This is a genomic window from Nonomuraea aurantiaca (genome assembly GCF_020215705.1).
Lineage (GTDB): Bacteria > Actinomycetota > Actinomycetes > Streptosporangiales > Streptosporangiaceae > Nonomuraea > Nonomuraea aurantiaca.
In genome coordinates this window covers 1-11,884 of record NZ_JAIWNB010000073.1, presented here as the reverse complement: position 1 = coordinate 11,884, position 11,884 = coordinate 1, and the positions used below count along the sequence as shown (strand labels likewise).

The following is an 11,884-nucleotide window of genomic DNA, read 5'->3' as shown; positions in this document are numbered from 1 at the left end:
TCGTCGATCAGCGCGGCGGAGACGAGGCCATCGGTCATGCGACGGTCGCCGTCGGCGGGGTCGGGGACTACGGTGAGCATGGGTGTGCCTTCCCAGCCGACGTTGGCGCGTCGGCCATGCGTGTGAGACCTCAAACGATCACCGGGAAGGTACACCCCTTCCCGGTCGATCCACAGGTCTCTAGCATTGCTCAAGCCCACCACCCACGCCGAACCCAGTCGCGCGGCAGAATAATCGCTGTGACGAACACCCCCAGCGCGAAGCAGACGGTTCACACGATCAAGGTCACCTTGCGCGGTTCCCGACCACTGGTCTGGCGCCGGTTGGAGGTCGCCTCGGACAGCACGCTGCGGCACCTGCATGACGTCATCCAGGCGTCCTTCGGCTGGCAGAACTACCACATGTGGGTCTTCGACACCGCAATCGGCCGCTTCGGCGTCACCGACCGCGAGCTGGAGATCCGCAGCGCGGCCTCCACACGACTCGACCAGGTCGCCCCCAAGGCCAATGACCGGCTCCGTTACACCTACGACTTCGGCGACGACTGGGAACACGACATCCTGGTCGAAGCCATCACCGATGCCGAACCCGGCACGGCCTATCCACGCTGTCTGACTGGACGCCGCGCGGGGCCGCCCGAGGACTCCGGCGGCGTCCGGGGCTACGAGTATCTCCTCGAAATCCTCGCCGACCCTACTCATGACGAACACCAGGAGCGCCTGGAATGGCTCGGCCTAGATTCAGCCGACCAGTTCAACCCCGCCAGCTTCGATGCCAACAAGATCAACGACGTACTCTCGGGCCTCGCGATCGTCCTCACAAAGGACTGACCACAAGCCATCTCCAACGAAGTCGAACCGCTCACACATCAACACACAACACCCCCTTAAGCACGCAGCACCCTTAAGGACGCGTTCGGCTGCTCGCAACCGGACCACCGGTCTCGTCTCGTGCGCGCCTACAGGGAACGGGACGCCCGCCCCGACCCCCCTGGTCCACGCCCAGCGCACCAGACCCGCACAAAGAACACGGCGTCGTGTCCCGAAGCACCGAGACATCAAGGGATCCCGGAGGACCCCCGAAGCGCCAGGCCCGGATCCGAGAACATCCGTGACCAGCACCCAAAGACCGCCCGTCATTCACCTGAGATTCTCCGACCACACCGGGCCCACCTGGAACACTCGAACCACAGCACCAAACCCGACTTGAACCCGCGAACCACGCCAGTGCCGCTGAAACCGACCATGCCCCGTCCGGCTCAACGAATCGTCCTTACAGACTCGGCTTTGCCCACCAGCCGTATCAAGCCAGCTACCACCCAGCCATCGGCTACATCTCGCGCCGAGCCCGCAGAGTGGCGCGGACGCTCTTCAGTGCGGACACGTAGTGACGCTCATCCGGCCGCATGGCCACAGCGATCGCAAGGGGCTCCTGGGCCCCTTCAATGTCGCCCGTTCGCCACAGCGATAACCCAAGCCCGAAATAGGCGTAATCCTCAGTTGGATTGGCGGCGACGATCTGGCGGAAGCTCGCCGCAGCCTCCGCGTACTGCCGCGAATTGAACTGCGCTCGAGCGAGAGCCTCCCTGATGCTGCGCGAATCGGGCTCCGCAGTAGCGGCACGCTCGAGCAGAGCGGCAGCAGCTGCCGGACTGCCCTCTTTCAAAAGCTTCACCCCGCGCTGATACCAGTCGTAAACGCCGCCCCCCGGAGACCCAGGGGATTCATCGTGCACGTTTCTACCTTGGACCATGCGTGAGGCCTCCTTCATCGGCCGACAGGGTTCCGTTGAATTCTCCGCGGAATCAGGAGCGCTGGGAGCTTGGGGGCGACTTTCGGAAGACCCGGACACTTATGGGAGCATGCCCGGTATGGGGAATCCTGAACTGCCGGTGCCTGATGGACTGCTCCTCCGCCCCTTCCGCGGCGTCCGCTTCACGGTCGACGATCCCGCCAAGGTGACCTCCCCGCCGTACGACCTGATCGCCGAGGGTGACGTACGCGCTCTCCTGGATGCTCATCCCAACAACGTCGTCCGCCTCATCCTTCCCTGCTCACCGCCACCCCAGGCCCCCGAGGGACACCCGCACGCTCCCGACTCCCCCCAACACAGCACGACCCCCAGCGCCACCGCCCAACACAGCACGATGCTCAGCGCCCACTGCGCCAATCCCACTGCGGCGCCCGACGACGAACAGGCCGCTGCCACAGCGGTGAGTCCCGCAGTGAGCTCCTCGGTGAGCCCTGCCATGAGCACCCATCAGACCGCACCTGACGATCAGAGCGCACCCGACGCTGCGGTCAGCATCCCCCCACCCCACGACTCCGTCAGCACCCACAAGCACGACGCCGGAATCGCGGCCAGCCATACATCTCCGGTCCCGGTCGATCACCACCCCGACGGAACACGCGACAAAACAGCCGTCAGCCGATACAACACCCCACCGGAAGAAACCGCCGAACAGCTCCACGACGATCGCCCCGGCGACAGGCGGCCTGATGGCAAGCAGCCCGGTAGCGAGCAGCTAACGGAGCAACACCTCAGGCGCGAGCCATCCGGCGACCAGCGGCCCACGGCCGAGCACTCCAGAGACGAACAGACCGGCGACAAGCAGACCGCGGACGAACAGACCGGGGACGAACAGCCCACCGGCGAGCCCCCCAGAAACGAACAGACCGGGGACGAGCAGCCCACCGCCGAGCACCCCAGAGACAAGCAAACCGGGGACGAGCAGCATCGTTCCGAACAGTATGAACAGTCCCACGATGAGGGTTCCGCTGACAGTGACGAGCAACCCGGCGACCTACAACCCGGCGATGAGCGCCAAGGTGAGGCGCATGGGGATGTACCAGTCCGGTCATCTGCCGACGTGCCCGAACGCCCAGCGAACGAGCGCTACTGCGCAGCCCGCGACACCCTCCTCGCCTGGCTGGACGCGAAGGTGCTGGTCGCCGATGAGCAACCGGCCCTATATGTGTACGAACAACACGGACCGGGCGTCCTACAGCGTGGCCTTATCGGGGATGTGGCCCTGGCAGACCCGGCTCGACGCATCATCCTCCCCCACGAGGACATCTTCCCCGGCCCCGTCGCCGACCGGCTCGCCCTCATGAGCATCACCCAGGCCAACCTCGAACCCATTTTCCTCCTCTACGACGGCGGCCAAGGCACGGCCACCCAGCTGGTGGATCATGTGGCCTCGACACGCCCGCCGCTGGTGACGGCTGATACGGAGGACGGTCTCCGCCACCGCCTCTGGGCGATCACAGATCCGGCCGAGATCGACGCCGTCAACGCCGACCTCCGAAACCGCCAGGCCCTCATCGCCGACGGCCACCACAGGTACGCGACGTACCGGGTACTGCAACGCCAGGAGCATGCGGCCCGTGCCGGCCAAACCCCCACCTCCACCTCATGGCCCGCTCCCACCGCACCAGCATCCGACACCCCACAGCCCCGGATCACCTCACCGCTGAACACACAAATGCACCTCAGCGCACAACCAGCGCCGAACCCCTCGCCACCCCATGGCGCTCAGCCTTCCGTCGCATCGACCCAGCGTTCAGCGCCCCCTGTCGTACCCGTTCAAGATTCAACGCCCGATGCCACAGCCCCTCAGGGCCCGGCGACCAACGCGACACCAGCTCAGGATTCAGCGACCAACACCGGACCAGCTCAGGGCCTAGCGACCAACACCGAACCAGGCCCGGGCCCAGTAACCAACACCAAACCGAGCCAGGGTCTGGCAACCCACACAGAACCGGACCAGGATCCAGCAACCGGCGCAACACCTGTTCAAGGCCCCGCAACCAACACCGAACCAGGTCAGGTGCCAGGACCAGCCACCGCATCAGCCCCCGGAGCCCAATCCACCGAGCAGCATGCGCGTGGCGGCGAGCAGAGACACTCCGCCTTTGGCCCGTGGGACTTCGGGCTGGCGTTGCTCGTCGATTCGACCGCGTACCCGCCCGATCTCAAGGCCATTCACCGGGTCATCCCCGGTCTGCCGCTCACCGAAGCGGCGGCCAGGGCCAAGGGATCCTGGCGCGTCCACGACCATGCCACCCTCGACCAGGGCCTGGCCGCGCTCCAGGCCGCAGGGGAGCCCGCATTTCTGCTCGCCGGCGAGGGTGGCTGCCACCTGCTCACCAACCCTGATCCGATCCAGCTCGCCCGGGCCATGCCGCCGGACCGCTCCGATCGGTGGAACTCGCTGAACATCTCCATCCTCAGTGAGTTCGTCCTGCCCAAGGTGTGGGGCATGCAGGACGATCAGCAGGCCGTACGGATCGTGCATCATGACCCTGAGGCCGCCCTGCGGCTGGCTCTCGACACGGGCGGCACCGCTGTGATTCTGAAGCCGCTAGCCGTCGACGACGTGCTGGCCATCGCGGCGGGGGGCGAGCGTGTGCCTCGCAAATCAACCTCCTTTGGGCCTAAGCCCATTACGGGCCTCGTCCTCCGCACCTTCGCCACCGGTTGAGACGGGACATCGACCTGGTCATCCAGCACTGTCGGGAGGCTTCATAGAGCCTGCGGGCCTCCAATGCGCAGCCTGCAAGCTCTCTGGACCTCTGAGCGCAGTCTGCAGGTACGAGGAATGGCGTAGCGGCCAGAGCAGTTGCCGCTCACCGTTCCGCCCTGGTGTGCCGCTGCTGATCGACGAGCGCCCGGGTGGCGCCGCAACGGATGGCGTCCCGTCAAATGGTGTGTCTCCTCGCTTACTCGGCCTCATACGCCCTGGTAGACGACGTGTCACCACATCGTTGATCCACCACCCGGCGGGAACACCACCCCGCAACGGCTCGACTAGGCGATCAATAGCGACGCCCGTCCTTAAACGCCCTTAAAGTCGTGCAAGTTGTGCCGCACCACGACCTACCTGCACCGATCTGCACGCTTGTGTCCCGCCGAGCGAAAGATCAACGATCTACAGCGCCCGAGCGCATGAGGCCGAAGAGGTACACCGTCCGGCGGGACGTTACCTTCTGGACCAGCAATAGCGGTGACCCGCGAGATGACGTCCCATCGCAAGGTGGATTTCGGCGTTCCCCTTTGAAGATCCATGGCATCGTCGAAGAGCAGGTGATCGCCGCTCGGCGCCCTCACGAAGATCATCATTCTGGGGAACGCGAGCCACCCACCGAGCGGCAGTACGGCGAAGACTGTCCAGCGAACCAGGCATTGCGGTCGAGGGGCGAGGGTGACCTCCCGCTGAGTGGTGAATCCACGATCTCGCTGCAGGGCTTCTACCAGGGACGAGCAGTGACGAGTAGCTGAGCAACTACGCCGCTCTGTGGATGTCATCAGCGCGCGGGTGGCGAGCAGAGCGACCCACCCGTAGAACGAGCAGAGCGAATACCCGTAGAAACGGTGCGACTGGGCACGCCTCCCGGCCGCTGACCCCCCCAACCCCGATGTCGATCGTCCGGCGATCGACCACGCGATCGCCGGACTCCCCGGAGGTGCCACACCCGAATCGAGGGCTAGCCGGTCGGCGCCAGGTCGGAAGGTGGGCGTGGCGAGGGGATGGATGCCAGGATGTCGTGCTCGTCCTCGGATACCGCGTTTCCGGATGGCTTTGGGGTTGGCGGAGGGGCCGGGCTTCGGCGGCACTCCTGAGCGTCCGGAGGTTCCGGGTCGTTTCCGAGTCGTCGGCTCTGTGCGAGCAGGAAAGGCTTTCGGCGTGGTCGTGACGGTCTCGGCTGGTCGGCTGGGTCAGGTGGGGCTGCCTTGGCCATCGTGACCTCGACTTCGTAGCGCCAGATCTTGGCGGCTGTCGGGCCGTAGACGTGGCAGCGGAAAGCGCCCTTGATCTCCATGGTGTCGCGGGGTCTGAGGTTGCGGACGAAGGCGGCCGCCTCGGGATCGAAGGTCGCGCATGGCACGCTGTCCGTCATCGTCTGGCCGCGTCTGTTTTCCGGCCGGCGCACGATCAGGCGCCATTTCGTGAGGATGTCGCCGCTCGGCAGGGGTTTTTCCTCTGGCGTCGCGGACAGCCTTCCCACCAGTACGACCTCGTTGCGGTCCACTGTCGTCCTCCCATCGGGGTTCTGGTGAGATCACTCTTTACGATGAGGGGTACGCCGGATCGGCTCGAACGCCATTCTGGGGATAACGGCAGCGGATCAGGAGTGACTGTGGACAACATCACCGCCTTGGGCGGCGACGTCTATGAGATCGATACGAAGATGGCCGGCTATTCGGGCATCACGGCTGGATACCTGATCCTGGGTGACCGTCCATGCCTGGTCGAGACCGGCACCTCGACCTCGGCGCCCGTGGTCCGTGACGCACTCGCCTCGCTCGGCGTGGGCCCCGAGGACCTTGCCACGGTCGTGGTCACGCACATCCATCTAGATCATGCCGGCGGCGCGGGGGACATGGCGAGGTACTTTCCGTCTGCCCAGATCGTCGTGCATGAGAAGGGGGCCAGACACCTGGCCGATCCGTCCAGATTGATGGCCAGCGCGAGGATGGTGTGGGGCGACCGCCTTGACACGCTATTTGGTGAACTATCGCCGACCGAGGCCGACCGCATCGTCGCACTCGGCGACACCGGAGCCATCGACCTGGGCAACGGAAGAACGCTGAACAGCCACTACTCCCCCGGCCACGCCAAGCACCATGTGGGTCTCATCGACTCCGCCACTGGCGATCTGTACGTAGGTGACGCCGCCGGCGTTTACCTGCCCCAGACCGGGGATCTGCGCCCGGCCACCCCGCCTCCGGACTTCGACCTCGAGACGGCGCTCAACTCGCTCGCGCTGTTCAAGGCGCTCGGCCCCCAGCGGCTGCTGTTCAGCCACTACGGCCCGGTCGGCGCCGTACAGGAGACGCTCGAACGGTCTGCGGAGGAACTTCGCGTCTGGGTCGATCTCACTCGCCAAGTACACACAGAGGGCCTGGACCTCGACCACGCCGTCGCCATGGTCAGGGACCGGACCAGGGAACGGTACCAAGCGCTCAAGGCGGACGATGACACGGCGGAGCAGTTCGAACTCCTGAGCGGCGCTCCGTCGAACGTCGCGGGCATCTACCACTGGCTCGACCGCGTCTCACCCTGACTTCTGGCACGAAATGACTACTGGTACGAAGTGCCGTACCAGAACTCCGCCGTACACCGTGGAAGGTGTACGGCGGAGCGGGACGTCAGTCTTCGCGCTTGGAGTCGCGCTTGGCGGCGTCCTCGGCTGGTTCGTCAGGTTGGTCTAGGATGTCGCCGAAGTTGGGCTCGATGAACGCCGGCGAGATGCCTAGCGTCATCGGGGTCTCCACCACAGGGACCTTGGACGCCGGGGCGCTCGGCTCTACCGTGCCGGAGTCGTCGTCCAGCAGCTCGTCGGGCTCGGCCTCCTTCGAGGCGTCCCTTGAGGCGTCCTTCGAGGTGCCCTTCAGGACGTCCTTTGCGGCGTTCGCCGAACCATCCCCGAGGTCGCGGGACTCGGCGGCCTCCTGCTCGGAAGCGGATTCCGCCTGCGCAGGAGCGGATTCCGCCTCAACGGCAGGCCCGTCCTGCGCGTCGTCGGCGTCCTCCCGGTCCGCAGAGCCGTCCTGCGCACCCTGCCGGTCCGCGGATCCGTCCTGCTCGTCGTCGGCATCCAGCCGACCGACCGGCTCCTCCTCCTGGTCCACCGGCTCGGCGTCCGCAGCCTGGTCGACGGTAGGCTCGGAGTCGTCGAGCAGGTCGTCCGCCTCAGCGAGAGCCGCGTCCTCGTCGACGTCCTCGTCCACCTCGACCATGGCGTCGGCCTGGTCGGCCGTGCCTGCGTCGTCGGAGTCGTCCTCGTAGTCGAATTCCTCTTCGACGTCCTCGATGACGGCACCCGTCAGCTCGGCGTACCGTTCGGCGGCATCCGTCTCGCCGTCCTCGTCGAAGGCCATCGCCCTGGCGAACCAGTCGGTGGCGGCCTCCTGATGACCCGCGTCGGCCAGCGCGTCGGCGTACGCGAACGCGAGACGAGCCGACCAGGGCTTCGCCTGCGGGTCGCGCAGCTCGGGCAGGCGTTGGAGGGTGATGACGGCGGCGTCGTTCTGGCCCAGGTCGCGGCGGGCGCCCGACTCGACGATGGACAGCTCGATGCGACCCGCTCTGTCGAGGCGTTCGGCTTCGGGCGAGCGGACCAGGTCGAGGGCGCGTTCGGGACGGCCGAGGCCGCGTTCGCAGTCGGCCATGACCGCGAGGTACGCGTCCGAACCGGTCATCCGCCTCGCCGCGCGCAGATCGCTGAGAGCCTCGGAGAAGTGCCCGGCCCGGTAGGCGACGATTCCCGCCGCCTCACGTACGACACCGATGCGGGCCGCGAACCTGCGGGCCACCTTGGTGTGCTCGTGAGCCTTGTCGGGGTCGTCCTCCTCCAGCGCACGCTCGGCGGCGACCATGTGCCGGCCCACCAATTCGGCGAGGTCGCCGGGAAGGGAACGCAGCTCCTCGCGTACTTCCTTGTCGAGCTCTTCGGCGGTGATGTCGGGCGCGACCTCGGGCAGCGGCTCGCGCTGCGGAGCGCTGGCACGGGTGCCGCTGGACGCCCGGTCGTCACGAGAGTCGCGCGAGAACGGGCGGGAACGATCATCGCCACGCGTGCCCCGGTCATCGCGGTAGCCACCCTCACGGTTGGAACCCCGATCGTCACGGAAACCGCCCTCGCGGCGCGGGCCGCCACTGTAACCGCCTTCACGACGCGGACCGGAGTAACCACCCTCACGGCGAGGGCCACGGTCATCACGGTCACGGAAGGAACGACGATCGTCGCCACCCTCAGGACGCGAACCCCGGTCATCACGGAACCCACCCGGCCGCTGATCGTCACGGTCGCGGAAGCCGCCCTCACGACGCGGACCCCGATCGTCACGGAAACCGCCCTCGCGGCGCGGGCCGCCGCTGTAACCGCCTTCGCGGCGCGGACCGGAGTAACCACCCTCACGACGGGGGCCACGGTCTTCACGGTCACGGAAGGAACGACGATCGTCGCCACCCTCAGGACGCGGACCGCGATTGTCGCGGAACCCACCTTCACGGGGCGGACCGGAGTAACCACCCTCACGACGGGGGCCACGGTCATCACGGTCACGGAACGGACGGCGGTCGTCGCCGCCACGCGAACCCCGGTCAAAGCCTCCATCACGGCGGGGACCTCGGTCACCGCCGCCCTCGGGACGCGGACCCCGGTCGCTGCGGAACCCGCCCGGGCGCTGATCGTCACGGTCACGGAAACCACGACGATCCCCGCCACCATCACGGTCGCGGAAGCCGCCCTCGCGACGCGGGCCGCCGCTGTAACCGCCTTCGCGACGCGGACCGGAGAAACCACCCTCACGACGGGGGCCACGGTCATCACGGTCACGGAAGGAACGACGATCGTCGCCACCCTCAGGACGCGAACCCCGGTCATCACGGAACCCACCCGGCCGCTGATCGTCACGGTCGCGGAAGCCACCCTCGCGACGCGGACCACCGTAACCGCCCTCACGGCGCGGACCCCGGTCGCCGCCGCGGTAACCCCCCTCGCCACGCGGGCCACGGTCACCACTGAATCCGCCCTCGCGACGAGGACCGCTGTAACCACCTTCGCGGCGCGGCCCGGAGTAACCACCCTCACGCCGGGGGCCACGGTCATCGCCGGACCCAGCGTCACGACGCGGGCCACGGTCGTCGCGGTCACGGAAGGGACGGCGGTCATCGCCGCCGCGCCCGCCCCGGTCATCACGGAAGCCACCCTCGCGACGCGGACCCCGGTCACCGCCGCGGTAACCCCCCTCGCCACGCGGGCCACGGTCACCACCGAATCCGCCCTCGCGGCGCTGGCCACCACTGTAACCGCCTTCGCGGCGGTCACCGCTGTACCCGCCCTCGCGGCGCGGACCGGAGTAACCGCCCTCACGACGGGGGCCACGATCACTACCGAATCCGCCGCCTTCGCGACGAGGTCCCCGGTCATCACCGGACGCACCCTCGCGACGCGGGCCGCGATAGCCTCCGCTGTCGCGCCCGGTGTCCCGGTCGCCGCGTCCCTGGTATCCGGAACGCTCGCCGTATCCGCGATCCTGCGTCGCCCCTCGGTCGCCACCTTCGCGTCGTGGCCCTCGGTCGCCGGAGCGCGGCCTGTCGTCGGAACGGAACGGACGGTCGCCCCTGGAGTCGCGCTGGTCGCGCCCGCGGGAGCCATACCCGCCGCTCCTGTCGCCGCCCTGGGGACGCTTGTCTCCGCCGTCGCCCCGTTCGCGCTGTCCGCCGTCCGGTCCGTTATCACTGTTCACTTCTGGTCCATTTCGTTGGCTCACTCAGCAGACCCGTGCGTCACATGACGGTCCGCCGTGGCAGGTCGCCGCCCGATTTTCGGGCCTTACGCGACGAAGGCCATCCGCGGTGGGATGGCCCGGTACCACCAGCCTAGCAAGCCGCAGCACGTCACCGAGCCTGGCCCGGCCCGCATATTCGGTCGCGGTGATTGACCACTTCAGGAAAACTGCTCGACATGTCACTCCGCTTCCACGAGATCGCCGAGTCTCGGCACCGCATTCTGAACCCCATCAGTGACGAAAAATTGCACCTCGTCGGCGAAATCTGCCGCATCACACCAGGCACGCGCCACCTGGATCTCGCCTGTGGAAAGGGGGAAATGCTCACCCGATGGGCCGCCCGTTACGGCTCGTACGGGGTAGGCGTGGACATCAGCAAGGTCTTTCTCGCCGCCGCCAGAGAACGCGCGGACGAGCTCGGCGTGGCCGACCAGGTACGCTTCATCGAGGCGGACGCCGGGACCTATGAGGACGAACCGCATTCGTACGACATCGTCTCGTGCATAGGCGCCACCTGGATCGGCGACGGCCTCGCCGGCACTCTCACGCTCATACGCCGCCTGCTCCGCCCTGGCGGACTCGCCCTGGTCGGCGAGTGCTACTGGATCAGCCCGCCACCGCCCGAAGCCTGCGCATCGCTCCAGGTGCAGAGAGATTCTTTCGCTTCGCTGTCCGGTACGGCCAAGCTCATCGAAGACGCCGGCTATGAGCTGGTGGAAATGGTCATGGCGAACCACGACACCTGGGACAGGTACGTCGCCGCCCAATGGTGGACGCTGAGCGAATGGCTACGCGAAAATCCGGACGACCCCGAGGCGCCGGCCTTGCGGCAATTCTTGGACCGCGCACGTAGCTCTTATCTCGAGTACGGCAGGCAGTACATGGACTGGGGCGTCTTCGTTCTTCGCGGATAAGCCGTTGATTGTACGATCCGGCGCCTGCGACTTCTCGGCAGCGCGGTCGGCTCCGTTACGACTGCTCGGCAGCGCAGTCGGTTCCGTCCCGAATCGGCCACATGGGTTCAGGACTGCAATCCGAAACTTGTGCATTTGCTGTCCGAACAGGCCACCTGCGGAGCAGAGTCCACTACTGCTCCGAACAGGCCGCGCCCGTGAAGCAGGTCCGCTACTGGTTGCTGCCTGACCCCACAACGCAGAAAGGGCCCCACGCGTCATGCGTGGAGCCCTTCTTGCAACTAAAGATTGTCCGGCGGTGACCTACTCTCCCACACCCTCCCGAGTGCAGTACCATCGGCGCTGGGAAGCTTAACTTCCGGGTTCGGAATGTAACCGGGTGTTTCCTTCCCGCCATAACCGCCGTAACTCTATGAAACTGTCAAACACAATGTGTTTGCTGTCTCAGAATTGCATAGTGGACGCGAGCAAGAAGATCTGCGGTGTGGCGCTGCTCTGGACCCGGCGAAGAGTAACAGAGCGCAGCACACACCACAGCATTATACTTTGTGGTCAAGTCCTCGGCCTATTAGTACCGGTCAGCTCCACACGTTACCGTGCTTCCACCTCCGGCCTATCAACCCGGTCGTCTACCGGGAGCCTTACCCACTCTCATGGTGGGAGACCTCATC

At 66.6% G+C, this 11,884-nt stretch carries 8 protein-coding genes and 2 rRNA genes; 5 read left to right on the top strand and 5 right to left on the bottom strand.

All coding sequences use genetic code 11. From position 1 onward, the window contains the following. Nucleotides 1–830 (top strand): plasmid pRiA4b ORF-3 family protein (locus LDL49_RS55520; protein ID WP_225303029.1); only part of this gene is annotated, 830 nt, incomplete at its 5' end. A 499-nt stretch (nucleotides 831–1,329) separates the two neighbouring features. On the opposite strand, the gene LDL49_RS55515 is transcribed toward LDL49_RS55520, so the two are convergent. After that, on the bottom strand, nucleotides 1,330–1,752 hold the full coding sequence (locus LDL49_RS55515; RefSeq protein ID WP_225303028.1) for a tetratricopeptide repeat protein: 423 nt from the start codon (nucleotides 1,750–1,752) through the stop codon (nucleotides 1,330–1,332). 118 nt (nucleotides 1,753–1,870) lie between these two features. Between LDL49_RS55515 and LDL49_RS55510 the strand changes: the two genes are divergently transcribed. Beyond that, nucleotides 1,871–4,483 carry a DUF1015 family protein gene (locus tag LDL49_RS55510; RefSeq protein WP_225303027.1) on the top strand — a complete coding sequence of 871 codons (2,613 nt, stop codon included), beginning with the start codon at nucleotides 1,871–1,873 and terminating at the stop codon, nucleotides 4,481–4,483. Between the two features lie 1,003 nt (nucleotides 4,484–5,486). Here LDL49_RS55510 and LDL49_RS55505 read toward each other — a convergent pair. Then, nucleotides 5,487–6,032, bottom strand: a complete 546-nt coding sequence (locus LDL49_RS55505) for a single-stranded DNA-binding protein (RefSeq protein WP_225303026.1) — start codon at nucleotides 6,030–6,032, stop codon at nucleotides 5,487–5,489. Between the two features lie 108 nt (nucleotides 6,033–6,140). Between LDL49_RS55505 and LDL49_RS55500 the strand changes: the two genes are divergently transcribed. Beyond that, complete coding sequence (locus LDL49_RS55500; protein WP_225303025.1) at nucleotides 6,141–7,067, top strand: MBL fold metallo-hydrolase; 927 nt, start codon at nucleotides 6,141–6,143, stop codon at nucleotides 7,065–7,067. A gap of 85 nt (nucleotides 7,068–7,152) precedes the next feature. On the opposite strand, the gene LDL49_RS55495 is transcribed toward LDL49_RS55500, so the two are convergent. Beyond that, entirely contained in the window at nucleotides 7,153–8,382 is a 1,230-nt protein-coding gene (locus LDL49_RS55495; RefSeq protein WP_225303024.1) for an MSCRAMM family adhesin SdrC, read from the bottom strand. Between LDL49_RS55495 and LDL49_RS55490 the strand changes: the two genes are divergently transcribed. After that, on the top strand, nucleotides 8,332–10,305 hold the full coding sequence (locus tag LDL49_RS55490; protein ID WP_225303023.1) for a ribonuclease E domain-containing protein: 1,974 nt from the start codon (nucleotides 8,332–8,334) through the stop codon (nucleotides 10,303–10,305). The genes LDL49_RS55495 and LDL49_RS55490 overlap by 51 nt on opposite strands. Before the next feature lie 170 nt (nucleotides 10,306–10,475). Next, nucleotides 10,476–11,213 (top strand): SAM-dependent methyltransferase, encoded by a 738-nt coding sequence (locus LDL49_RS55485; RefSeq protein ID WP_225303022.1) that lies wholly within the window; start codon nucleotides 10,476–10,478, stop codon nucleotides 11,211–11,213. A gap of 290 nt (nucleotides 11,214–11,503) precedes the next feature. Here LDL49_RS55485 and rrf read toward each other — a convergent pair. Both rrf and LDL49_RS55475 read right to left on the bottom strand, forming a co-directional pair. Continuing rightward, nucleotides 11,504–11,620, bottom strand: a 5S ribosomal RNA gene (gene rrf / locus LDL49_RS55480). 141 nt (nucleotides 11,621–11,761) lie between these two features. Continuing rightward, nucleotides 11,762–11,884, bottom strand: a 23S ribosomal RNA gene (locus LDL49_RS55475); the annotation flags it as partial.

Bases quoted from the DNA above. Each gene is read 5' to 3' on its own strand.
- LDL49_RS55485 (WP_225303022.1), top strand. From the start codon at position 10,476: ATGTCACTCCGCTTCCACGAGATCGCCGAGTCTCGGCACCGCATTCTG.
- LDL49_RS55495 (WP_225303024.1), bottom strand. From the start codon at position 8,382: ATGGTCGCCGCCGAGCGTGCGCTGGAGGAGGACGACCCCGACAAGGCT.
- LDL49_RS55515 (WP_225303028.1), bottom strand. From the start codon at position 1,752: ATGGTCCAAGGTAGAAACGTGCACGATGAATCCCCTGGGTCTCCGGGG.
- LDL49_RS55510 (WP_225303027.1), top strand. From the start codon at position 1,871: ATGGGGAATCCTGAACTGCCGGTGCCTGATGGACTGCTCCTCCGCCCC.